The organism is Persicimonas caeni (genome assembly GCF_006517175.1).
Classification (GTDB): domain Bacteria; phylum Myxococcota_A; class Bradymonadia; order Bradymonadales; family Bradymonadaceae; genus Persicimonas; species Persicimonas caeni.
In genome coordinates this window covers 2391337-2414694 of record NZ_CP041186.1, presented here as the reverse complement: position 1 = coordinate 2414694, position 23358 = coordinate 2391337, and the positions used below count along the sequence as shown (strand labels likewise).

Genomic DNA, 23358 nt, shown 5'->3' with positions numbered 1-23358 from the left:
GGTTCGACCGGATACGAGTGTACTTCCCGGAGACGGCCGCGCTTTTGACCTGTATGCCGAACCGGGCACTGACGTCCCGATTCACATCTATTCGCTCAATGACGCCTCTGACTTCACCGGCTATCGCCTCAATGTCGCGGTCATGGTCGATTACGAACCGGTTCAAGCGACATACGCTCGTTGGAAGCCGGATCGCAGCGAGAAGTTGCTCGAGACGACGGCGACCGGGATCAACTTCGACATCGACTCCGATTTCGAGATTTTGGACGTCACCATTCCGGCATCTGCCTTTCCAGACCGACGAATGTACGAAATCAGCGTCAGCTTCAACGTGACCGTTCCTCGCGGGGGGCGTACAGGTGAGGCCTACCGATTCGCCCTTTTCAACGGCGGCTACGACCGTCCGTCGCGTCCTTGCGCCGAACCACGCCTCGACATCCCGTGGTCCGATTGGGAAAGACAGATGTACCTTTACGCCGCTAGCATGAATATAGGGCCCCTCTTCTACGACGGCATCACCGACGCGCTCGATACCCAATCGCTCATCGACGTGGAGCCAGGCGAAACGCGGCGGATGTACTTCTCGGCGCTCAGCACTTCCGATCAGCAGGGCGGCAAGCCCACGGTCTTGGTGCCGCTATTCGAGGGGGAGCCGATGGGGCCCGTGTGGTGGATTACCCAGGGGAACGCCCGCGGAGACTACCGTACGCGCGTCGACGCTCGTAAAAGCTTCGAGGTGACCTTTCCCGAAGAACCAGGCATCTATGTCGTCCAGGTGGCGACCTGGGAGGACCCGTACCTGTACTGGCGTGATCGAGACGGTACTCGCAACGACGACGTCTCGTTCGGCAGCAGTCGCGACCTGCATGAAAGTTCGAATCCGCTGCATTTTCGGGTCGTGGAACCGTCGACGCCTTGACGCACGGCGAAAGGCGTGGCCCCTAAAACCGACCCTCCACACCCACCGAAAACGACGGCGTCGCAGCGTTGGACTCAGCGTACGCGGCGCCGTCGAAGCTCGCCGACAGCCCCACGCTCTCGGTCACCCACCAACTCGCCCCCAGACCGAAGCCCAGGTAGCGCGTCTGTCCGGTGCCCGCCACGTTGGTCTCTTCGACGTCGCCCAGCGGCTCGTACGGGACGAGGTGTGCCTCGACAAAGACCGTGCGGGTGAGCTTGACCCCCAGTTGCGCCAGGCCGATGACGGCCGTGTCGACGTCGTCGTTGCTGTTCCATTGCACGCCCGCGCTCACCACCGTCCAGCCCCAGCCAAACCCGTAGCCTGCCTGCAATTCGCCCACGGCGAAGTGGGTGTCGACTGTCGGAAAGTAGCGCAGAGCCGAGCCGGCCGGGGCGAGGTCGTCGTCGCCCACAGGCGGCGCGTAGCCGTAATGCGCCTCGGCGGCCACCTGGAACGGGCCGTCGGTCAGGCCGCGGCGTAGCCCGACGGCGAGCGGGCCGACGTAGGCGCTCGACTCGTCGCCGTAGGAGGCGACGCCCGCGGGGGCGCCGTAGGTCAGAAGCGTCCATTTGTCGGTCAGCCCGTACTCGACGTAGTGGCGCAGCGAGACGTCGGCGTAGCCTTCGGACTCGGCGATCTCGCCGTCGGCCAAGAAGGCGTCGCCGCCGAAGATGCCGCGCAGCCAGACCTTGGCGTAGCCGTCACCTTCGGGTTGGGTCCACGCTTTGGCTTGGGCGGTCGTAGGGGCGAGGAGGGCGAGGGCGAGCAATGCAACGGCACTACGATAGGGCATGGCGCGTTCCGGCACACAGTAATTGAGAACGCGTGCAGAATAGCAACGCCTGCTACATAAGCAATTAAGGACATAGGGGTTGCGAATCGAGAAGGCGTTCCAACTCGCAACCCTTATGTCCTTAATTGCCTAATTAGAGGGCGCCTCGATCTCTGCAAGGCCTTCCATTCGACATTCACCCCCGCCGGCGCAACTCGTCGACGGCGTCTTCCAGTCCCTGCATCGTGAACGGGTACATCGGGAACATCTTTTTGATCTCTTGGGTCGTCCAGCTCCCCCACCACGCCGGCTTGTCGGGGTTGAGCCACACCGTGCGCGGGATGGTGTCCTTGAGTGTGCGCAGGTACTCGATGCCCGCCTTCTCGTTGTAGTGCCAGTAGTTGACCGAGCCTCCCCGCGAGGTCAGCTCGGTGGGCGCCATCGCCGCGTCGCCGACCACGATGCAGCGCCAGGTCTGGTCGAGGTTTCGGAAGACTTCCTCGGTGGGTTTGCCCTTCTCGCGCTCCATGTCGGTGTAGAGCGTCTCGTAGGGGCAGTTGTGGAAGTAGTAGCTCTCGAAATTCTTGAAGTGACTCGCCTGGTGGGCGGCCGAGAAGAGCCGGGAGGTCAGCCGCGTGTACGGGTTCATCGACCCGCCGACGTCGCACAAGAGCAAGAGCTTGACGTTATTCTCGCGCGGCGGCCGAAAGACCAGCTCGATATAGCCGGCGTTTCGGGCCGTCTGGTCGATCGTCTCTTGCAGATCGAGTTTTTCCTCGTTGCCCTCGCGGGTGAGCTGGCGCAGCCGGCGCAGGGCCATGCCGATGTCGCGCACGTCGAGCGTCAAGTCCTTGCGCAGGTTGCGAAACCGACGCTCGCTGGCGATCTGTACCGCGCTGCGCCCGCCGCCCTGGTCGCCCACGCGCACCCCGGCGGGGTTCTGGCCGCCGTGGCCGAACGGGCTCGTCCCGCCGGTGCCGATCCAATGGCTGCCACCGTCGTGGCGCTCGTCTTGCTCCTGCAGGCGCTTCTCGAACTCCTCGCGCAATTCGTCGAGGCCCAGTCTCTTGAGCTCGTCGAGCTCCTCGGGCGACAGGTTCGGCGGCGCCAGCGGGTTCTCGAGCCACTCCAACAGCTCGTCGTGCAGCCCGTCGAGCAACGACTTGTCGAACTCGGTGTCCTTGAAGAACTCGTAGAACGCCTGGTCGTAGATGTCGTAATGCTCGGGACGTTTGACCAGCACGGCGCGGGCGACCACGTAGAAATGCTCGAGGCTCTCGCGAGAGAGCCCCTGGGCGAGGGCGTCGAGCAGGGCGAGGAACTCCGTGGTGCTCAGCGGGAGGCCGCGGGCTCGGAGGTGGTAGAAGAAGTTTATGAACATAGCTTCGTTTGCACGAGTGAGGTGTTTCGCCAACATTCTCCTCCCCGCGCGAAGCGAAGGGGAGGACCAAGGAGGGGCGTCCTCTTCCATGTAGCGAAGCGAAATGGAGGAGGATTCAGGAGGAGGCTTTTTGTCGGCGCTCGAAACAGCCTCTCCCTCGGTCCCTCTCCACTTGCTTCGCTGCGTGGAAAGGGCGTCCTCTCCTCGGTCCTCTCCTTCCCTCCGCTACGCTTCAGGAGGAGAGGAGGACGTTGCTCGTTTGCGCCTCAGAACTGGACGAGATCCTCTTCTCTCTTGAGAAGCACGCCCATAAACGGCAACTCCTTCTCCAACGACTCCGCCGAGATCCCCGCCCGCATCAGCGCTCCGATCCAGTCGATGAGCTCGCTGGTCGACGGCTTTTTGCGCACGTCGGGCTGGTGGCGCAGCCAGTAGAACTTGTCGAGGCACTGCTTCAACAGCTTCTCTTCGAGGTTCGGGTGGTGCACCGCCACGATGTCGGCCATGAGCCGCGCATCGGGGAACTCGATGTAGTGGAAGATGCAGCGGCGCAAGAAGGCGTCGGGCAGCTCCTTTTCGGCGTTCGAGGTGATGATCACCACCGGACGCTGGGTCGCCTCGACGGTGCGCTGCGTCTCGGGGATATAAAAGCTCATCTGGTCGAGCTCGTGGAGCAGATCGTTGGGGAACTCCATGTCTGCTTTGTCGATCTCGTCGATGAGCAGCACCGCGCGCTCCTCGCTGTCGAACGCTTTGCCCAGCGCGCCCAGCTTGATGTACTGCTTGATGTCGCTCACGTCCCCGTCGCCAAAGCGGCTGTCGTTGAGGCGCTGGACGGTGTCGTAGACGTACAGGCCCTCTTGCGCCTTAGTCGTCGACTTGATGTGCCAGCGGTGCAGCGGCATCCCCAGGTCGTCGGCCACCGCGTGCGCCAGCAACGTTTTGCCGGTGCCCGGCTCGCCGCGAATCAGCAGCGGCTTTTCGAGGGCGACCGACACGTTGACCACGTCGCGAAGCTCGGGGCTGGTGATATAGGACTCGGTCCCGGAGAAACGATCGAAAGAGCCGGGGGCTTGTGTATTGCTCATGGTGCTTTGGGTGGTGCTAAGTGAGTGAATACTCGTTCATATATTGCAGTTGGATGCGCAGAGGTCAATCGGCGCTGTGGGTGCAACAGATGAGGAGGGTTGGGTATTGCGTAGGCTGGCTCGTGGCTAAGAGAGCAGGCCCTGCAGGGGCGTGGCGCCCTCTAAATAAGCATCTAAGGACATAAGGGTTGCGTGCCGAGACACATGGCCGACTCGCAACCCCTATGTCCTTAATTGCCTATGTAGAAGGCCTCCAGAAACCGAGGCGCCTCAATTCGCAGCCCCAAAATCCTTAATTGCACAAATAGAAGGCCTTCAGAAACCGAGGCGCCTCAATTCGCAACCCCTATGTCCTTAATTGCCTATGTAGAAGGCCTTCAGAAACCGAGGCGTCTCTAACTGGCCGCGCGATTGATCCGACTCGCACACTCGGTCACCGCATCGAGCACCTCGATGAGCTCGCCGGCGCGGTTGATCCCGCCGGGCAGCTCGGCGCGAAGCTCGTCGTTCTCGACCACGACCACCGGGTGGCGGTCTTTGCAGGCCTCGACCACTTCCTCGAGCACCGGCGCGTCGAGCGCTTCGTCAGCCGGCGCGGCGAGTCGAGCCTGCACCACCGTCCACTCGTCGTGGTGCCCGTCACCGGGGCGGTGCTCGGCGGCGACCACCACCGGCACACCGTTGTAGTCGCCTTCGAGTTGGCGGCCGACCTGTGCTAGGTCAGTGCGGGCGGCGACTTGGCGGAAGGCGTGAAACTCCAGAAGAGTACCCATGCCGATATAGGTGCACAGGCCGCCGATAAGCAGTATGACTAGAAGGCTTTCCATGGGACGTGTGCAGGGGCTTTTAGCTTATGTGTAATTTTACACCCTGCCGGCACTCGCCGGCCCATCCATTACGCAGGCGTCATACCTGAAATTTCCCATCAGGCAAGGATCTTTGTAGATCTGACGGTCTAGTGGCCTTTCAGGTGCGCAGCGCCTAATAGATAGATGGCGTTCCGGCCCCGCAAGGCCGCCCTCTAATGCAGCGAACAGCATGACCTTATCGCAAAAGATCATCACCCGTGCCCGAGAGCTGGGCTTCGACCGCGCCGCGATCGTGCCGGCGCGCAGGCTCGAGCACGCCGAGCAGTACCTCGAGTGGCTCAAAGAGGGCCGCCACGGCGACATGAACTACCTCGATCGCTACCACGATCTGCGGGTCGATCCCGCCAAGATGGAGGAGGGGACCAAGAGCTGCGTGGTGCTGCTCAAGAACTACTACCGCGAGGCCGACAAGCTCGCCGGGGGCCTGCGGATCGCCCGCTACGCTCACGGCGACGACTACCACGACGTGCTGTGGGACCGGATGCGCGAGCTGGCCGCCTTCATCCACGCCGAGTCGGGCGCCGAGGTCGCCACACGCCCGGCCACCGACACCGCCCCGCTCCTCGAGCGCGACCTCGCCGCGCTGGCCGGCCTGGGTTGGGTGGGCAAGAACGCCATGCTCATCAACCCCGAGATCGGCTCGTTTTGCTTTATCGCCGAGGTGCTGGTCGACCAAGACCTCGAGCCGACCGACGAGCTCGTGCCCGACCGCTGCGGCACCTGCTCGCGCTGCATCGACGCCTGCCCCACCAACGCCATCGTCAGCCCCGGCGTCATCGACGCGCGCCGGTGCATCTCGTACCTGACGATCGAGCTCCGAGGCCCGATCCCCCGCCGCCTGCGCCCGCTCGTGGGCGACCTGCTCTTTGGCTGCGACATCTGCCAGGCCGTCTGCCCGTGGAATTCGAAGGCGGTGCCCACCGAGGACCCGAAGTTCCAAACCCGCGACAAATACCGCGACCTGACCCCCCAGGAACTCGTCTGCTTCGAGCTCGAAGACTACGTCGAATACTTCAGTAAGTCGGCGATGAAGCGCGCCAAGCTGCGCGGCCTGAAGCGAAACGCGGCGGTGGTCATCGGCAACACGGGCGGCGAAGAAGACGTCGAGCTGTTGGGGCGCCGGCTGCTCGACGACGAGGACGAGCCGCTCGTGCGCGGCCACATCGCCTGGGCGCTGGGCCAGATCGGCGGCGAGGAGGCCCGACGCATCCTCGAAAGGGCTCGACAGGGCGAAGACGAGGCGTATGTTCTCGAGGAGGTCCGGGAGGCCTTGGCGAAGGGCTCCTCTCCGCGCTCTTAGGCGGGGGGAGGTGCCGAGCGCCAGCCGCCGCAGGCGGCGACGCGCGAGGCGGAGGGGCCGCCCCAACAACCCAAACTTCCACAAAATCTGTATCCACCCCGCCACAAGTATGATATGCCTTGTGCATCAGTAGCACAGCGACCTACTTAAGGTTTGTACGAAGAGTTGAACGCCATGCCTGAGTCGTATTTTCGTATCGAGCGCCCCGAGGAGCAGACCCTCCCGGTCGTCGTCGATGTGCCCCATGCCGGGGAGTGGATCCCCGACGATGTCCGCGATGAAATGGTGGTCGGCCGGCGGGTGCTCAAACGCGACCTCGACCTGTATGTCGACCAGATGTGGCAAGACGCCCCGGCGCTGGGCGCCACGCTCATCGCCTCGGAGGTGTCGCGCTACGTCGTCGACCTGAACCGCGCCCCCGACGACGTCTCCCCCGAGACGGTCGAGGGCGGCAAGCGCATCAACCGACCCGGCTACTACCAGGACCGCGGAGTGGTGTGGCGAAACACCACCAGCGGGGTGCCCGTGATGGCCGCTCCGATGAGCAAAAAGGCCTTCAAGCAGCGCCTCGACACCTTCTACCACCCCTACCACAAGGCGCTCGCCAAAGAGATCCAGCGGGTACGCAAGCAATTCGGCTACTGCATCCTGGTCGACGGGCACTCGATGCCCTCGAAAGGCCGCCGCGGTCACACCGACCCGGGCAGCCGCCGCGCCGACATCGTGCCGGGCAACGCCAACGGCACCTCCTGTGACGTCACGGTCACCTGGACGGTCGAGGAGCATTTCCGCGACCACTCGTTCTCGGTCAAGACGAACCAGCCCTACAAGGGCGGCTTCATCACCCGCAACTACGGCCGCCCGGGCGAGGACATCCACGCCATCCAGATCGAGGTCAACCGCGACCTCTACATGAACGAGCGCACCTTCGCGATCGACCACGCAGGGATCGAGCGGCTGCGCGAGGCGTGTCGGGCGTTGCTGCCGAAGTTGGCCGATATGGACGTGAAGTAAACGCTATTTGGGCGGACAAACTACGATTTGAGGGTCGTGTCAATGACCTCAAACGCCCAAATAGACCCTCAACAACCCCAAACGCTGAATTGACCGACCCCAAAATTGTAGTTTGTTTGCCTCAATAGACCTTCAGCAACCCCAAACGCTGAATTGAGCGCTATTTGGGCGGACAAACTACAATTTGAGGGTCGTTTCAATGATCTCAAACGCCGATTTGAGCCAAATTAATCAAATTCTACTCACCGGCGCGACCGGCTTTATCGGCCGCCACCTGCTTCCCGCGTTGCTCGACGCGGGCCATCGGGTGCGCGCCACCAGCCGCCGACCCGCGCACCAACTCGACCTCACCCCCCACGACAACCTCGAGTGCGTCCAACTCGACCTGCTCGACGGCACGAGCCTCGACGGCACCTTCGACGGCATCGACACCGCGTTTTACCTCATCCACTCGATGGGCGGCGGCGTCGGCCGCGAAAAGGAGTTCGTCGAGCGCGACAAGAGGGCCGCGCGCAACTTCGCCCGGCGCGCCGCCGCCGCCGGCGTCTCGCAGATCGTCTACCTGAGCGGGCTCAAGCCCCCCGGCCGGGCCTCCGCGCACCTGGAGAGCCGCCGCGAGGTCGAGCGCATCTTGCTCGAAGGCGAGGTCCCCCTGACGGTCATCCGCGCCGGCTTCATCATCGGCGACGGCAGCGCCGGCTGCATCATGCTCGACGCGCTCACCCGCACGATGGACACCCTGATGGTCGTCCCCGAGTTCCACAACCACACCCAGCCGGTCTACGTCGACGACGTCGTCGCCGCCCTGATGTGCTGCCTGTCCCACCGCGACCAGACCCTGGGCCAGACCTTCGAGGTCGGCTCACGCGAGCAGGTCACCTACCTCGAGCTCATCCAGATGTACGCCCGCTTCGCCGGCCGCCGCCTCGAACTCATCGAGGTCCCCTGGATGCCGCGCTCCTTGGGCGCCGTGTGGCTCTCGGCCATCAGCGACCTCCCGTACGGGCTCATTCAGGCGTTGTCCGAGGGACTCGTGACCGATCTGCCGGTCGAGGACGAGCGCATCTACCAAATCTGCGACCTGCCCCGAACCTCGCCCGAAGAGGCGATGCGCTTGGCGGTCTGAGGGATACGCAAGCCGGGGCCAGAGGCACCCGGGGCGGGCCAGAGGCGCCGCGCCCCGACAACGCCGAAGCGCGCGACATATCCGGGGCGCGGGCGTCTCGAGGCTGTCGCAAAAGCCTTTGGAGGCCGGGCATCTTGCCCTGATTGCAAGCCCGTACGCTCATGCAACCAGCGCTGGAAGCGCTGCCTCCAAACTATGGCGACCTTTTGCGACAGCCTCGTCTCGCCCGATGCACGCCGCCAAGTGGTCGCTGCAACAATCGACCCGCTGCAGAGCCGCGACCCCCTAATGGACCAAGCCCCTAATAGACGGCGCCTCAACGCTTGCAAGGCCCACTCTACCCATGGTCGTGATCATGATGCTCATGATCGTGATGTCGGTGATCATGGTCGTGCTCGAACGGAAACAACTGCGCGAGCATCCCGCGCGGGCCCACTCGGAAATACGACACCAGGAAAGTGCCGGCGAGCACGGCCGTCGCCGCCCACTGCCACCAGGCGTGTGCGGCGGCTTCGCCGTGGTCGTGGGCGTGGGCGTGGGCGGCGCCGGTGTCGACGACCTGCACGGCGAAGACCAGCGCCATGGCTACGGCGAGCCAGGGGGTGACGCGGTCGATCCAGTCGAGCCAGTCGAGTTCGTTGGGGGGCACGAGCCCCTCGGAGCCGCACGGCTTGGTCACGCCGCCGTCGTCGGCCAGCGCGGTGACGCCGATGCGCACGGCCAGCACGAGCAGCCCGAAGCCCAGCAAGATCGCCGGGGAATGGGAGACGATCAGCTCCGAGAAGCTGCTCCAGGCCCCCTCGAAGTGGTGCATGTGGCCGAAGAAGAGAAGTCCCACCGCCGCGACCGCGCCGCCGATGGCCGAATAGGTCGCGTGCCACTGGTCGTGGCAGTGTCGTGGGATGAGCTCGCTGGCGGTGTCGTGGGCGACCACGTGCACGAGACTTCCGGCGACGAACGCCACCAGGTGCCCCATGATCTCGGGGGTGAAGTGCATCGAGCCGCCCAGAAGGTAGCCCGCGCCGGTCGACACGGCTAGTAGCCCCAACGCCCCGCTCGCCAGGCCGATGCCCATGCGCGGGCGCAGCGCCCACCAGATCAACAGCGACATCGGCACCCGGTGGATGAGCACGGCGGCGACCATGCCGCCCAGGTTCATGTCGTCGCTGTGGGTGCCGTGAAAGATCGCCGCCCCGTCGACCATCGCGTGAAACGCCAGGCCGACGACCGCGACCAGAATGAAGACGTTGTGGACGCTTCGCTGGCCTTCGTGGGGCAGGTTTCGCCCGAACAAAAAGGGCCCGAGCACGCCCAGAAGGGCGGTGATCAGAGCCCAGGGGCCGGCGTGCTCGATGGCCACCGGCAGCAGGTGCAGCAAGCTCAGGCCCGCGATCGCGACCAGCACGAACCCGTCCATCCCACACAGCAGCCGCGGGTGGCGCTTTGCCACCGGGAAGAGGAGCGGACCGGCCACCAGGGCCACGATGCTGAGAAGGAGTTCCACGTCTTCGGCTCGTACGACAGGGGAAGCGAATGGAGTGCGTCGATAGGTGACGCCCCCTCCGCCTCGCAGACATCGCTCGGCACCTCCCCAGAAGGGGAGGGGACTCGCGCGCGGACCATAGTTTAGGCACGCGACCGGTGCAAGGTAGCAGCGTTCGCCAATCGAATACTTGCAAAAAAGTGAATTTTATAGTTGTTTGGGGACGTTCTATTACCAAACTGACGCGTGTAGGTGGGGCAGAACCCCCGCGAAGGCTGATTCATATGGGCGCGGAGCACCAGTTTAAGCGCGAATTGTCGCAGTTAATCCGCAAATATTCGGCGGGACTGCAGACGAGCGAATTCGCACAATACCTCGGGGAGTATCATCACGACCTGGTCGACGGCTCGTTGAGCCCCACCGTCGAGGTGGTCGGCAAGACCGAGCCGATCAAGCTCAAGGTGATCTATTCGACGGGCGTGGGGCTCGAGCGCGACCTCGACGACTACCTGGAGGTCGGCGGGGTCTGCCTCGAGGTTGACGAGACGCTGCCGCCTCTGGCCGACGTCCTCCTGGTGATCGGCGGCATTCACCTGCAGCAGACGGTCACGCTGCGGGGGCGCGCGGTGCGCGAGACGCCCGCAGGCGTCGCTTTTCAGGTCAACGCGCCCGAGCCGCCCATCGCCGACAGCCTGCGCGAGATGCCCGAGAAGATGCGCCAGGCTTCTGCCGAAGCTGGCCAGCAGGCGTTGGCCACGGCCGCGCAGGCCGCGCAGGCCGCCCAGGCCACGCAGTCCGCCCCTCGGGCATCGACGCCCACCATCGAGCAGGCCTCCGGCACGCAACGCGAGCCGATCTGCGCGGTCGACCCGGACGGTCCGATGGTGCTCGATGGCGAACCGACGCGGATCTGGGACCTCGCGCAACAGTCGGTCCCCGACATTTTGCTCGGCCTGCTCGACCGAACGGGCTTGTCCGTGTTGGAGGTCGAATTCGGCGAGCGCCGCGCGCAGGTCGTGCTCGACGGTGCCAACGTGGTCGACGTCGAGATCTACCCGACGGCCCAAAAGGAGACCCTCGAGAGCCTGTTGTTGGCTGCCGGCAAGCTCGACGAGGCCGACATCGATCGGGCCGAGCGCTACACCGCCCAGCACGGCGTCTGCATGGCCGAGGCGCTGGTCGATCTGGGCATCCTCTCGTACGCCGAGATGGGACTCGCCCTCAAAACCCGCGCGCGCTTTTTGTTGGGCATTCTGTGGAAGAAGACCGAGGGACGAGCGCGCCTGTGGGAGGTCGACGAGCTCTCGCGGCGCTTCCGCGCGCCCAAAAGCCCGCTGGCCTACCACCTCTTTCGGCGCATGCGCGATGGGTTCAAAGGCGCCGACGACGCCTGGCTCGAGGAGCGCCGCGACTTTTTTCGCGCCCACCTCACCTCCCGCGCCCCGGAGCCCCTGTGCGATATCGCCCAGCTCGACCTGGGCAAGCGCGAGACGCGTTTCTACGAGCTCGTGCTCGAAACCCCGCGCCCGCTGAGCGAGCTGACGCGCATCTCCCGGCTGGGCGACGACAACCTGATCGTCTTGCTCGAGTGCTTCCGCCGCCTCGGCATGCTCACCACCGAGGAGACCAACCCGTGGACGCGCCGGCGCACCAAGTTCGTCGAGCAGATCGCGCGGATGAAGGCGCGGCTGCACGCCAAAAACCACTTCGAGACGCTCGGCGTGCACTGGACGGCCTACGACGAGGAGATCGAAGAGGCCTACCGAGAGCGCATGGCCGGACTCGCCGACGACAAGCTGCCCGACGAGCTCGACGAGGGCACTCGCGAGACGATCGACGAGCTTCGCCAGAAGCTCACCGAGGCCTACGAGCTGCTCTCCGACACCCGTCGCCGCGCGACCTACCGCAGCGAGATCGCTATCGGCGTCGACCGCAAGGCCGCCCTCGAGATGTTCCTCAAGCAGGCCGACACCGCCAAGCTTCGCCGGGACATCGACAGCGCGATCGACTCGTACCGCCGCGTGCTCGAGATCAAACCGAAGCACCCGCTGGCCCTCAAAGATCTCGAGGTGCTCGAGAAGTTGAAGGCGGCGGAGAGTCGGTGACCCCTCTCCGCTGCGGGGAGGTGGCGGCGTAGCGCAGGCGAAGCCGTCGGAGGGGGCGTCGAACGGCCATCACCTCCAGTGACAGTCCCGTTCCATTCAACTACACTCCACTCGTTCGTGCCGCCCAACCTCAACGAGAATCGACGATGAGATCTCCCGTTTTGCTGCTATTGGCAGCGACGCTGGTCCTCTCCGCCTGCACCGAAGAGAGCGCCGCGCCGTCCGCGACCCACTCACACCCCCTCGAATCGGCCCCGGCCGACGATTCCCTCGCGATCGACGATTCCCTCGCGATCGAACAAGAACGCGCCCTCAAAAAGACCGGACAGGTTCCCACCGTCCGAAAGCGCGTGGCGACGATCGACTGGGCGCAGGCCAAACAGCACCCGGCCGCTCGCCTCGACAAGCTCGGCGCCGAGCAGCGAGCGAAGCTGCTCGACGCGCCCGTGCCGGCGTTGCTTCCCAATCGGCCCGAACTCTTCGAGTCGGCCACGATCACCAAGGGCGAGCACTGGTACGCCGCCTCGCTCGACGGCGAGGGCCACGACGTCTACGTTAGCGGCACGCGCCTCGAGACGGTCGTGCCGAGCCTGGCGCTTCCCGACGATCGCCTCGACCTCGCCCAGGATTTTCGTATCACCCGAAACGAGCTCATCGTCAGCCTGTCGTTCAACGCCTTCGGGGCGGCCTACGTCATCGAAGTCGAGTGCGCGAAGCCGAGCAGCGACCCGCGCTGCACCGAAGACGACTACGCCGTCGAGTTGGCCAACGCGTTGGTCTTGCCCGAGCAGACTGCAACCGAAGGAGGTGAGCGATGAAGCGAATCCTCGGAACATGCGGCATCCTCGCGCTCACGCTCCTGGCCACGCCGGCCTCGGCCGAATTCACCTACAAGCCGCCCGGCGAGCTCGTGCCCGGCAGCGGACAGGGCCGCGTCGACTCGAAGATCTACGTGCCCAATATGCGCTTTCCGATCGAGCAGGCGCCAGCCTACGCCAACTCGCAGGTGTGGGGCCACGGCGGCTACAAGGGCCCCGGCGGCGGCCAATGTGACACCGAAAACTACTCGTACCCGTGGTGGGACAACTACTGCGAGAGCCGAAGCTGGGACGTGCCGCTGTGCCCCAGCGGCAACGGCCACCAGGGCCAGGACATCCGCGCGGCGACCTGCGAGGACAACAAGCACTGGGCGGTGGCCGCCGAGGCGGGCACGATCACCAATATCGGCACCTACTCGGTCTACCTGCAGGCCGACAACGGCACGCGCCACCGCTACCTGCACATGGACCCGGCGAGCATCCCCGTGAGCGAGGGCCAACGCGTGGCCAAGGGCGACCGGCTCGGCCGCGTCTCCAACGCCTTCGGCGGCACACCGACCACGATTCACCTGCACTACGACCTGCACCAAAACGTCAGCGGTATCGGCAACACCTACGTGCCCACCTATATGTCGCTGGTCGACTCCTACGAGCGTCTTTTGGGCATCCCGCAGGAGCCGTGCGAGGCGCTCGGCCCCGACGGCGGCACCCTCGACGACGCCGGCCCCTGCTTCGAGCTGCACGGCCCGCCGGCCTCCTGGCGCTACGTGACCGACGCCGGCCACGACGGCGACCTGCACTGGACCAAAGCCTGGGACGACCCCGACGCGTCGAACTGGGCGCAATGGCACGTCGAGACGAGCGAGGCGGGCACCTATGAGGTCGAAGTCTACGTCGTCGCCGACTACGCCCAGGCCCAGCAGGCGCGCTACGTGGTGCGCCACGCAGGCAACGAGACCGAAAAACGCCTCGACTACACCGCCGGCGACGGCTGGCGAAGCTTGGGCGAGTTCGACTTCGCCCAGGGCGCCGACCAGTGGGTCGTCAACTACGACAACACCGGCGAATCGCTCGATCTCGACCGACGCATCATCGCCGACGCGGTGCGCCTGACTCGCATTCGCCCCGCCCAGCCCGAGCCCGACGCGGGCACGACCCAGCCCGACGCGGGCAACACGGTCGACGCCGGTCAAGCCGACACGGGCAGCGACGTCGGCTCGGGCACCGATAGCGACCAGGACGGCGAAGAACGCGAACAGTCCACCCGCGCCACGACCACCTCGTCGTGCTCGTCGACGGGCGAAAGTTCGCCCGCGGGGTTGATGTGGCTGCTGGTGGTGCTTGGATTTGGATGGAGGCGACGCCTTGCAAGTAAGTGACGCCAGCTATTAGGGGCTAAGGCCATTAAGGAGTTGCGCACACGAACCACAAGAGCGGCAACGACACGACTCCCTAATGGCCGCGAGGGCGCCTTCCAGCCCTCGCCCATAATAGAAGGCGCACCGGACCCGCAAGGCCTCACTCCTCCGAATACAAAACCCGAAATCTCTGCCGGTCCCCATGAAAGAGCACATATTCTTAATCCCCGGCTTCTTCGGCTTCTCCGACCTCGGCCGCATCACCTACTTCCACCACGTGCGTGAGTACCTGGCCGAGGTCTTCGACGAGCTGGGCGTCGACGTCGACATCACCACGGTGTCGACGCTGCCGACCGCCTCGATTCGCCGGCGCACCTTCCAACTGCTCGACACCATCGAGCAGACCGAGATGGCCCCCGACGCGCCCATCCACCTGGTGGGCCACTCCACGGGCGGCCTCGACGCGCGGCTGTTCGCCACGCCCAACGTCAAACTGGGCGTCGACGCCGAGGCCGAGCCCTATGCCGAGCGGGTCCGCTCGGTGGTCACCGTGGCGACGCCTCATTTCGGCACGCCCGTGGCCGCGTTCTTCGACGATCTTCTGGGCGAAAAGCTCCTGTACGTCTGGTCGCTGGCCACGGTCTACATGCTGCAGTTCGGCCGGCTCCCGCTGCGCGCGCTCATGGCCCTGGGCGGCATCATCACCAAGCTCGACGACCACGTCGGCCTCAAGAACACGGTGCTCGACCAGTTCTACGACCAGCTCTTTAGCGACTTCGACAAAGAGCACCAGGAGGTCATCCGCGACTTCTTGCACCACATCGTCGACGACCAGTCGGCGCTGGGCCAGCTCACCCCGGGCGGCATCGACCTGTTCAACGCCACGGCCTCCGACAGGCCGGGCGTGCGCTACGCCTCGGTCATCACCAAGGCCCAACGCCCGGGTCTGCGCACCACGCTCAACGTCGGCTTGGACCCGTACCGCCAGGCGTCGAACGCCGTCTACCAGCTGGTGTCGCGCATCACCGCGCGTGTGAAGGAGGACTTCCCCCCGCTGACCGACGCCCAACGCGCCAAGTTGGTCGCCGCCTACGGCGAATTACCCACCCTGCGCGACAACGACGGCATGTGCCCGACGCTGTCGCAGGTCTACGACGAGGTCATCCACGCGGCCAAAGCCGACCACCTGGACGTGTGCGGCCACTTCACCGGGCCGGATCACGACCCGCCGCATATCGATTGGTTGTGTACGGGGTCGGGGTTCGACCGGGAGGGGTTCGAGGCGTTGTGGGGGGATGTGGGGAGCTTTGTGGTGGGGGAGGGGTGAGGATTTGTCGAGCGTTGACCCTTCCGGGGGGCGCTCATCGAGGACGCTTGGCGGCGCCTCGATTACGCTTACCCCCGGTGACGGTGGGTCTACGCTCGATCGACCGAACGGGCGATTTGTTTTCGAGGAGAAGGCCTGTTCAACCCAAACGCTCATTATGCGCAAACCAACCGTCACCGGGGGTAAGCCCAGCGGAGTGCGCCTCGCGCACTCGGCGAGGCGCACCCCTGGAAGGGTCGCAGCTCGTCAAATCCTCAATTTGCTGCTTACTTCAACAGATCCGCGACGATCTCACGCTCTTTCTTGAGCTCGTCTTCGGTGATCTTGATCTTCTCTTTGGCGAAGTCGTTCAGCTCGAGGTCGGTCACGATCTCGTAGTTGCCCTCGCCGTCGCAGCGCACGGGGAACGAGAAGATGAGGCCCTCTTCGACGCCGTAGGAGCCGTCCGACGGCACGGCCATCGACACCCAGTCGTCCTCGGGGGTCACGCGGAACCAGTCGCGCACGTGCTCGAGGGCGGCGTTGGCGGCGCTGGCGGCCGAGGAGGCGCCGCGCGCTTCGATGATCGCCTTGCCGCGGCCCTGGACCGTGGAGATGAAGTCTTCTTTGAGCCAGGACTCGTCGTCGATGGCCTCGGTGGCCGCCTTGCCGTCGAGCTGGGCGTCGAAGAAGTGCGGGTACATGGTCTTGGAGTGGTTACCAAAGATGGCCATGTTGCTGATGTCTTTGATGGCCACGCCCGACTTGGTCGACAGCTGGCTCTTGGCGCGGTTCTGGTCCAGACGCGTCATCGCGGTGAAACGCTCGTTGGGAACGTCGGGCGCGTTGTTCATGGCGATGAGGCAGTTGGTGTTGCAGGGGTTGCCCACGACCATCACGCGCACGTCGTCGGCGGCGCGGTCGTTGATGGCTTTGCCCTGGTCGACGAAGATCGGGCCGTTGGCCTCGACCAGGTCGGCGCGCACCATGCCCGGCCCGCGCGGCTTGCCGCCCACGAGCATGACGATGTTGGCGCCGTCGAACCCGTCGAACGGGTTGTCGGCGGTGGTGATCTCTTCGACGAGCGGGAAGGCGCAGTCTTCGAGCTCCATGACGACCCCTTTGAGGGCGTCCATCGCCGGCGGAATCTCGACGAGCTGCAAGATCACGGGCTGATCCGGGCCCAGCATCTCGCCGGCGGCGATGCGAAAGAGAAGGGAGTAGCCGATCGAGCCGGCGGCACCGGTGACTGCAACGCGAACTGGCTTGGTCATGATGTGTCCTCGGTTGGGTTGAGTTGTGCTGTGTCGAATCGACGCAGGAGACATATCAACGCGGGGTGGGGGTTGGCAAGGTAAAGGCTCCTCCTCCTCGGTCCTCCTCCACTTCGCTTCGCTGCGCGGAGGAGGAGTCCCCTCCTCGGTCCTCACCTACGCTACGCTCTGCTTCGCGCAGGGGAGGAAGATGTTGCTACAGCGCACCCCTTACAGAGATCGGTGAAGCAACATCGCACTCTGTACAGAGATCGATTGAACGACATCTTCCTCTCCGCCCGTAACGAAGTGGAGGGAAGGAGAGGACCGAGGAGAGGCCCCCCTCTCCACCCGTAGCGAAGCGAAGGGAAGGAGAGGGATCGAGGGAGAGGCCCCTCAGCGCCCTCACCTCACCAAAAACACCCCAAAGCTCCTCCCCTTGATCTTGCCGTGCTTCAGGCCCTGAAACGCCTTCTGCGCGTAGTGGCGCTCCACGGCCACGAACGCGATGCGGTCGCGCACCGTGATCAGGCCGATGGCGTCGCCCGGCATGCCCACGTCGCCGGTCAGCGCGCCGACGATGTCGCCGGGGCGAAGCTTGTCTTTGCGCCCCGCCTGGATGGCGATGGTGCGCATGGGCGCCGACTCGGGCGCCTTGTAGTCGCTCGACAGGTTGGTGATCGGGGTCGGGTCGACCTTGGCCAGCTCCTCGTCGTAGTCGCGCAGCCGGCCGCGCTCGTTGCCGTCGATGAGGTTGATCGCCTGGCCCTCGTCGCCGGCGCGCCCGGTGCGCCCGATGCGGTGGGTGTAGGTGTTGATCTCGTCGGGAAGCTCGTAGTTGATGACCGCGTCGAGCGCGTCGATGTCGATGCCGCGCGCGGCCACGTTGGTGGCCACGAGGTAGCGAAGGCTGCCGTTGCTGAACATGAGCAAGACGTCGTCGCGGTCGCGCTGCTCCAGGCCCCCGTGCATCGTCTGCGCCGAATGCCCCTCGTTGCGAAGCGCGAGCACCACGTCGTTGCACGTGGCCCGCTCGTTGCAAAAGATCACCGCCGAGTCCGGCCGGTGGTGGCCGAGCACTCGCCGGAGCGCCTCGATGCGCTCCATGTCGCCCAGATCGTAGACGATCTGGGTGATGTCGGGCGCCTCCTCTTCGTCGACCACCGACACGATCGCGGCGTCGTTCTGGAAGCGCTCGCTCACCTCGCGCACATCATCGGTGATCGTCGCCGACATGAGCACCGTCTGCCGCGAGTTGTCTCCGCGATTCGAGGGCGTGTTCTCGAGGATCTGGGCCACATCATCGATAAACCCCATGTCGAGCATGCGGTCGGCCTCGTCGAGCACCACCGTCGACACGTTCGACAGGTCGATGGTCTCGCGCCGAATATGGTCGAGCACTCGCCCCGGCGTGCCCACGACCACGTCGACGCCGTGCTCGAGCGCGTGCTGCTGGCGATGGAACGGCTTGCCGCCGCACACGGTCACCACGTTGGTATTCGGCAGCGCCCACGCCAGCCGCCGAAGCTCGGTGGCCACCTGCCCGGCGAGTTCGCGGGTGGGGCACAACACCAGCGCGCCGGGAAGCTCACTGGCGGGCGTGATCTTCTGCAACAACGCCAGGCCGAACGCGGCCGTCTTGCCCGTGCCGGTGTAGGCGTGGCCGATGACGTCCTTGCTCTCGAGCAAAAGCGGCAGGGCCGCGGCCTGGATGGGCGTCATCTCGGTGTAGTCGAGGTGGTCGAGGTTGTCGGTCCAGGCTTGGGTGAGGCCCAGGGTTGCAAATTCGTTGGTGGTCACAATGTGGCTCGTTTCGGTGCGGGAGGTGATTGACGTTGTTGCTCTAACACACAAGTGGGCAGAAGTAGTGCATCTTTTCTGCCTCCTCCTCGGTCCTCCTCCACTTCGCTTTGCTTGCGGAGGAGGAGTCCCCTCCTCGGTCCTCCCCTGCGCTCCGCTTTGCTTCGCGCAGGGGAGGAAGATGTTGCCAGTACGCACTTGGTACAGAGATCGGTAGAGCAGCATCGCACCCTGTACAGAGCTCGATTAAACGACATCTTCCTCTCCGCCCGTAGCGAAGTGGAGGGAAGGAGAGGACCGAGGAGAGGCGCCCCTCTCCACCCGTAGCGAAGCGAAGGGAAGGAGAGGGATCGAGGGAGAGGCCCCTTCCCTCACCAAGCCCCGAAATGATCCCCGCCCGCCGAGCGTTGCACTAGGCCGACCATCTCCAGTATTTAGACACCCATGAAGAAGTTCGATTACGAAGCAAAAATCGAGGTCGTCCCCCACGAGCCGGGCTGTTACTTGATGCGCGATAAGCGCGGCAAGATCGTGTATATCGGCAAGGCCAAGGACCTCAAAAACAGGGTGCGCAGCTACTTTCGAGCCTCGGGCGACACGCGCGCGTTCGTGGCCCGGCTGCCGTATGTGCTCGGCGACATCGAGTACATCGTTACGGCCAACGAGAAAGAAGCGATCATCCTCGAAAATACGCTCATCAAGGAGCACAAGCCCAAGTACAACGTCCAGCTCAAGGACGACAAAAACTTCCTGTCGCTGCGCATCAACATGAAGCACGCGTGGCCGCGGGTCGACGTGGTGCGCAAGCAGAAAAAAGACGGGGCGAAGTATTTCGGGCCGTATCACTCGGCGAGCGCGATTCGGCGCACGCTCAAGGTGCTGAACAAGTATTTTCGGCTGCGCACCTGCCCCGACTCGGTGCTCAACAACCGCAGCCGGCCGTGTCTGCAGTACCAGATCAAGCGTTGTCCGGGGCCGTGCGTCTTCGACATCGACCGCGACACGTACATGCAGCACGTCCAGGAGGCGGTGATGTTCCTGGAGGGGCGCGGCGACGAGTTGGTCGACGGGCTGCGCGACAAGATGATGCAGGCCAGCGAGGAGCTCGAGTACGAGCTGGCGGCGCATTACCGCGACCAGATCCAGGCGATTAGCAAGGTGCTCGAGCAGCAGGTGGCGGTGACCACCAACCAGGTCGACCGCGACGCGTTCGGGTTCTATCGCGAGGGCGACCGGCTCACCCTGCAGATCTTGTTCATCCGCTCGGGCAAGCTCGAGGGGGCGCGCTCGTTTAGCTACAAGGACCAGACCTTCCCCGACGAGGAGGTCCTGTCGAGCTTTTTGAACCTGTATTACAGCTCCGGAAACGACTTGCCCCAGGAGGTCTTGCTGCCCATCGAGTTCGAGGAGAGCGAGGTGGAGAGCTTCGAGGAACTCTTCAGCGAGATGGCCGGCCGCCGGGTGTACCTGCACTCGCCCAAGCGCGGGCAGAAGAAGGCGCTCGTCGACACCGCGATGACCAACGCCAAGCACTCCTTCGAGGACGAGCACGACAAGGAAGACCGCGCCAAAGACCTGCTCGACAAGCTCGGCGGCGCGCTCGGGCTGCGCAATTACCCCGAGCGCATCGAGTGCTACGACGTCTCCAACATGCAGGGAAAGCAGATTGTCGGCTCGCGGGTCTGCTTCATTGGCGGCCAGCCCGAAAAGAGCGAGTACCGCCACTACAAGATGCGCTCGGTCGACGCCCAGGACGACTTCGCCAGCATGCGCGAGATGCTCATGCGCCGGTTCACCAAGGTGGTCGAGGAGGGCGATGACGCCCCCGATCTGGTGGTCATCGACGGCGGTAAAGGCCAGCTCGGCCAGGCCGAGAGCGTCTTCGAGGACTTGGGTATCCACGACATCGACCTCATCGCGCTTGCCAAGGCCCGAAACGACAAGGTCGGCTTCCAGGATCCCGAGATCACCTCGAGCCCCGAGCGTGTCTTCAAGCCGGGGCGCAAAAACCCGATCATCCTCAAGCAGAACAGCGCCGAGATGTACCTCTTGCAGCGGGTGCGCGACGAGGCGCACAATTTTGCGATCAACTTCCACAAGCGCCTTCGCCGCAAGCAGACGCTTCGCTCGAGCCTCGAGGATGTGCCCGGCGTGGGGCCGAAGACTCGCAAGAACCTCTTGCGGCATTTCGGCAGCCTCAAAAAGATCAAAGACGCCTCGGTCGAGCAACTCGCCGAGGTCGACGGGGTGGGGCAGGCGACGGCCGAGGAGATCCGGACGTATTTCAACGGGCCGGCGTGATTGTTGTTGGTTGGCGAATGTCGAATTGGCGAATGTCGATGGGCGAGTTAGCGAATTGGCGACAGATCTGGGTGCGGGGCCTCGACCACCGGCGTGGGAGCCGGCCTATTTACACATCTAAGATTAACGTTCGCCGATAAGCCCAACCCCCGCTTCCTGAACCACCGCCAATACGCCAAACGTCAATCTTAATTGCCTTAATGGGCGGGGTCGCACCCCCGTGGACGACGCGTGCTTCCTGAACTATCGCCATCCTCCATCCTCCATGTCCTGCAATTGAAAGTCATTTTCAATTAGCTTGACACGTGCAAAATCTGCGGGTAGATGTAGGTCACTGACAGGGAAGAAGTGACTGATGCACCTACATCCGTGAGAAACTCATGCGCTCATTTTCCTCGAAATTGAAAACGGTTTTCATTTTCATGGCGCTCTCGCTCGCCGCTTGCGGCGGAGACGACGATAACGCGACCCATAACGCGACCACCGACACCGGCCTGACCGAGGACGCCGCCGCCGCCGCCGACGCCGGCGGCGAGGACGTCGCAGACGAGACGGGCGAGGATGCCTCGACAGGCGAGGATGCCGCGGCGTGCTCGCCCGAAGACGTCGCCGCCGCGCAGGTGGCTCAGAACGCGACCGTCAACGACGGGGCGGTGAGCTTCGGCGCCGACGGCGACGTGCAGACCGCTACGGTCGAGGCGGCCTCCGGCGGCGTGCAGAACGCCGCCGGCGAGTCGTTCATCTACGTCGACCTCGACGCGGCGGCGAAGCTCGAGCTGTCCGACGCCGAGGCCTTCGAGGACGACGTGTGGGACTTGGCCTTCCGGCGCACGGTCATTCGCCTGAACAGCGCCGACTCCGGGCCGGGCAACTGGATGGTCAGCCGCATCGACAAGGGGTGGGCGGAGGCGACGCAGCCTCCCGGCACCGACGCCGAGTGGGCGCAGGACGACTTCGTGACCGACGCGTGCGAGCTGGTGACCGAGGGGCGCGACACGATCAAGACCGGCTTCGGCACCTGGTACGAGTACGACCCGTCGACGCACTCGGTGTCGGTGCCCGAGTCGACGACCTGGGCGATGTACAACATGTCGACCCACGCGGTCGTGAAGTTTGGCATCGATGCGTACGCCGACGGCACCTACGACATTCGTTGGGGAGGGTTCGAATGAAACCGGTTCGGGAACGAGACGACAGCGCCGAGGTGACGCGCGTCGATGAGTAGAGCGCGCAGGCGGAACGCCAACCGACCGAGCGGCGGTCGCGCCGGCTGCTGATGGTGCGCGACAGCACGCGCTGCAAAGTGATGTCGATTCGCGAGTTTTTCGAGGAGATTCGCCAGTCATGAAATCGCCGGGCCAGGCAATATTCTTCTCACTCGCGCTGCTCGTGGGGGCCGCGGGCTGCAATATCGAGACGACGCCGAGCGACCAGGACGCAGACGCCGGTGGCGACGACACCGGCCGTCAGGTGGCGCTGACCGACGGCTTCTACGCCGAGCGCTACGGCGTGGGCGCTTCGTGGTACGACTACGATTCGCAGACCCACGCGCTCACCCCGCGCCCGTTCGTCTATCGGGTGACGAGCGCCCAGACCGACGTCGCCTTCCGCGTGGTGAGCTACTACGACGAAGAGGGGACGAGCGGGTTTTTCACCCTGCAGACGCGCCCGCTCGACGCCTCGACGATCGTCGAGTTCGAGATCGGCGACAGCGTCAAAGAGGCCCCGGTTTGCGTCGACTTGGAGACGCCGGCGGTCGTCGACTGCGCCGAGGCGCACCATGTGGTGCTGCGCACCGACCTTCGGGTGGTCCCCGCGGCCGGCTTCGCCGTCCAAGACCCGTGGATCTACGCTTCGACTCACTTTACGTCGGCCTCGCCGCTGACCGTGCAGCGCGCCGAAGGCGACTCGCTCGAGGTGCTTCCGGACGCGTGGACGCGGCTGCCAGACGCCAAGAGCCGACGCGCCGACAGCCTGCTCGCCGGGCGGCTCGCCGCGCTCGCCGACGGCGAATCGTCGGACGTGCTCGTGCAGGCGACCGCGGATATGCAACTCGCGGCCTGGTCGGTGACGCGTGTTGGCGACGCCGAGCTCAGCTTCGCGGCGAGTTGTGAGGAGCTGGCGACGAGCGAGGACGCGCAGACGCTGCCCGACGTCGGGGGCGCGAGGCGTGCGTCGATCGCAGTCGACGCGGACGGGGCGAGCTACGTCGACCTGTGCGCCGAGAGTGGCCCGACGGTGGTCTCGAGGGCGTCCGAGCCGGCCGGCGCGCTGCGGATGGACGTCGACAGCTACGATCTCATCGTCGAGCGCTTCGACGGCCAGGTCTCGCTTCGGTTGCCGCCGGGGCACCTGCTCTGGTCGACCGGCCGGACCGACGTGGCCGGTACGCCCGACGTGCCTGCGAGCCTCTGGGAGTGAGC

Annotated in this window: 18 protein-coding genes; 11 read left to right on the top strand and 7 right to left on the bottom strand. The window is 64.8% G+C overall.

The annotated features are described in order from the left end of the window. Nucleotides 1-142: 142 nt before the first annotated feature. Nucleotides 143-919: a hypothetical protein gene (locus tag FIV42_RS08960; protein ID WP_141197348.1), complete on the top strand. Its 777-nt coding sequence runs from the start codon at nt 143-145 to the stop codon at nt 917-919. Between the two features lie 22 nt (nt 920-941). Here the strand turns inward: FIV42_RS08960 and FIV42_RS08955 are convergent, their stop codons facing one another. From FIV42_RS08955 to FIV42_RS08940, 4 genes are all read right to left on the bottom strand, one after another. Further along, entirely contained in the window at nt 942-1754 is an 813-nt protein-coding gene (locus FIV42_RS08955) for a hypothetical protein (RefSeq protein ID WP_141197347.1), read from the bottom strand. Between the two features lie 175 nt (nt 1755-1929). Continuing rightward, a complete protein-coding gene (locus tag FIV42_RS08950) occupies nt 1930-3114 on the bottom strand; it encodes a vWA domain-containing protein (RefSeq protein ID WP_141197346.1) in 1185 nt (394 codons plus the stop codon). 266 nt (nt 3115-3380) lie between these two features. Beyond that, nucleotides 3381-4202, bottom strand: a complete 822-nt coding sequence (locus FIV42_RS08945) for an AAA family ATPase (RefSeq protein WP_141197345.1) — start codon at nt 4200-4202, stop codon at nt 3381-3383. Nucleotides 4203-4597: 395 nt separating this feature from the next. Continuing rightward, nucleotides 4598-5029 carry a hypothetical protein gene (locus FIV42_RS08940; RefSeq protein WP_141197344.1) on the bottom strand — a complete coding sequence of 144 codons (432 nt, stop codon included), beginning with the start codon at nt 5027-5029 and terminating at the stop codon, nt 4598-4600. Nucleotides 5030-5240: 211 nt separating this feature from the next. On the opposite strand from FIV42_RS08940, the gene queG reads away from it, so the two are divergent. From queG to FIV42_RS08925, 3 genes are all read left to right on the top strand, one after another. After that, nucleotides 5241-6371, top strand: coding sequence for a tRNA epoxyqueuosine(34) reductase QueG (gene queG / locus FIV42_RS08935; RefSeq protein ID WP_141197343.1), 1131 nt, complete (start codon nt 5241-5243; stop codon nt 6369-6371). A gap of 174 nt (nt 6372-6545) precedes the next feature. Then, complete coding sequence (locus FIV42_RS08930) at nt 6546-7385, top strand: N-formylglutamate amidohydrolase (protein WP_141197342.1); 840 nt, start codon at nt 6546-6548, stop codon at nt 7383-7385. A gap of 199 nt (nt 7386-7584) precedes the next feature. Continuing rightward, entirely contained in the window at nt 7585-8511 is a 927-nt protein-coding gene (locus FIV42_RS08925) for an NAD-dependent epimerase/dehydratase family protein (protein ID WP_141197341.1), read from the top strand. Nucleotides 8512-8848: 337 nt separating this feature from the next. On the opposite strand, the gene FIV42_RS08920 is transcribed toward FIV42_RS08925, so the two are convergent. Beyond that, complete coding sequence (locus FIV42_RS08920) at nt 8849-10015, bottom strand: ZIP family metal transporter (RefSeq protein ID WP_141197340.1); 1167 nt, start codon at nt 10013-10015, stop codon at nt 8849-8851. Nucleotides 10016-10308: 293 nt separating this feature from the next. On the opposite strand from FIV42_RS08920, the gene FIV42_RS08915 reads away from it, so the two are divergent. The 4 genes from FIV42_RS08915 (at nt 10309) to FIV42_RS08900 (ending at nt 15602) form a co-directional block, all read left to right on the top strand. Further along, a complete protein-coding gene (locus tag FIV42_RS08915; RefSeq protein ID WP_168210511.1) occupies nt 10309-12099 on the top strand; it encodes a J domain-containing protein in 1791 nt (596 codons plus the stop codon). A 146-nt stretch (nt 12100-12245) separates the two neighbouring features. After that, nucleotides 12246-12917 carry a hypothetical protein gene (locus FIV42_RS08910; RefSeq protein WP_141197338.1) on the top strand — a complete coding sequence of 224 codons (672 nt, stop codon included), beginning with the start codon at nt 12246-12248 and terminating at the stop codon, nt 12915-12917. Continuing rightward, the gene (locus FIV42_RS08905) at nt 12914-14296 is read left to right on the top strand and encodes a golvesin C-terminal-like domain-containing protein (protein ID WP_141201303.1); all 1383 of its coding nucleotides are present in this window, start codon (nt 12914-12916) and stop codon (nt 14294-14296) included. Before FIV42_RS08910 ends, FIV42_RS08905 begins: the two co-directional genes overlap by 4 nt. 181 nt (nt 14297-14477) lie before the next feature. Beyond that, the gene (locus tag FIV42_RS08900) at nt 14478-15602 is read left to right on the top strand and encodes an esterase/lipase family protein (protein WP_141197337.1); all 1125 of its coding nucleotides are present in this window, start codon (nt 14478-14480) and stop codon (nt 15600-15602) included. Between the two features lie 266 nt (nt 15603-15868). Here the strand turns inward: FIV42_RS08900 and FIV42_RS08895 are convergent, their stop codons facing one another. Next, nucleotides 15869-16855: a malate dehydrogenase gene (locus FIV42_RS08895; RefSeq protein ID WP_141197336.1), complete on the bottom strand. Its 987-nt coding sequence runs from the start codon at nt 16853-16855 to the stop codon at nt 15869-15871. A 384-nt stretch (nt 16856-17239) separates the two neighbouring features. Further along, nucleotides 17240-18634 (bottom strand): ATP-dependent RNA helicase DbpA, encoded by a 1395-nt coding sequence (gene dbpA, locus FIV42_RS08890; protein ID WP_222615420.1) that lies wholly within the window; start codon nt 18632-18634, stop codon nt 17240-17242. 444 nt (nt 18635-19078) lie between these two features. On the opposite strand from dbpA, the gene uvrC reads away from it, so the two are divergent. The 3 genes from uvrC (at nt 19079) to FIV42_RS08875 (ending at nt 23356) form a co-directional block, all read left to right on the top strand. Continuing rightward, a complete protein-coding gene (uvrC, locus tag FIV42_RS08885; protein WP_141197334.1) occupies nt 19079-20935 on the top strand; it encodes an excinuclease ABC subunit UvrC in 1857 nt (618 codons plus the stop codon). A 422-nt stretch (nt 20936-21357) separates the two neighbouring features. After that, the gene (locus FIV42_RS08880) at nt 21358-22107 is read left to right on the top strand and encodes an HmuY family protein (protein WP_141197333.1); all 750 of its coding nucleotides are present in this window, start codon (nt 21358-21360) and stop codon (nt 22105-22107) included. A gap of 172 nt (nt 22108-22279) precedes the next feature. Next, a complete protein-coding gene (locus FIV42_RS08875; RefSeq protein WP_141197332.1) occupies nt 22280-23356 on the top strand; it encodes a hypothetical protein in 1077 nt (358 codons plus the stop codon). Nucleotides 23357-23358: the final 2 nt, after the last annotated feature.

Excerpts from the sequence above, each read along its gene's own strand:
- FIV42_RS08960 (WP_141197348.1), top strand. The coding sequence starts at position 143 with ATGGTCGATTACGAACCGGTTCAAGCGACATACGCTCGTTGGAAGCCG.
- FIV42_RS08955 (WP_141197347.1), bottom strand. The coding sequence starts at position 1,754 with ATGCCCTATCGTAGTGCCGTTGCATTGCTCGCCCTCGCCCTCCTCGCC.
- FIV42_RS08950 (WP_141197346.1), bottom strand. The coding sequence starts at position 3,114 with ATGTTCATAAACTTCTTCTACCACCTCCGAGCCCGCGGCCTCCCGCTG.
- FIV42_RS08945 (WP_141197345.1), bottom strand. The coding sequence starts at position 4,202 with ATGAGCAATACACAAGCCCCCGGCTCTTTCGATCGTTTCTCCGGGACC.
- FIV42_RS08940 (WP_141197344.1), bottom strand. The coding sequence starts at position 5,029 with ATGGAAAGCCTTCTAGTCATACTGCTTATCGGCGGCCTGTGCACCTAT.
- queG (WP_141197343.1), top strand. The coding sequence starts at position 5,241 with ATGACCTTATCGCAAAAGATCATCACCCGTGCCCGAGAGCTGGGCTTC.
- FIV42_RS08930 (WP_141197342.1), top strand. The coding sequence starts at position 6,546 with ATGCCTGAGTCGTATTTTCGTATCGAGCGCCCCGAGGAGCAGACCCTC.
- FIV42_RS08925 (WP_141197341.1), top strand. The coding sequence starts at position 7,585 with ATGATCTCAAACGCCGATTTGAGCCAAATTAATCAAATTCTACTCACC.
- FIV42_RS08910 (WP_141197338.1), top strand. The coding sequence starts at position 12,246 with ATGAGATCTCCCGTTTTGCTGCTATTGGCAGCGACGCTGGTCCTCTCC.
- FIV42_RS08905 (WP_141201303.1), top strand. The coding sequence starts at position 12,914 with ATGAAGCGAATCCTCGGAACATGCGGCATCCTCGCGCTCACGCTCCTG.
- FIV42_RS08900 (WP_141197337.1), top strand. The coding sequence starts at position 14,478 with ATGAAAGAGCACATATTCTTAATCCCCGGCTTCTTCGGCTTCTCCGAC.
- FIV42_RS08895 (WP_141197336.1), bottom strand. The coding sequence starts at position 16,855 with ATGACCAAGCCAGTTCGCGTTGCAGTCACCGGTGCCGCCGGCTCGATC.
- uvrC (WP_141197334.1), top strand. The coding sequence starts at position 19,079 with ATGAAGAAGTTCGATTACGAAGCAAAAATCGAGGTCGTCCCCCACGAG.
- FIV42_RS08880 (WP_141197333.1), top strand. The coding sequence starts at position 21,358 with ATGGCGCTCTCGCTCGCCGCTTGCGGCGGAGACGACGATAACGCGACC.
- FIV42_RS08875 (WP_141197332.1), top strand. The coding sequence starts at position 22,280 with ATGAAATCGCCGGGCCAGGCAATATTCTTCTCACTCGCGCTGCTCGTG.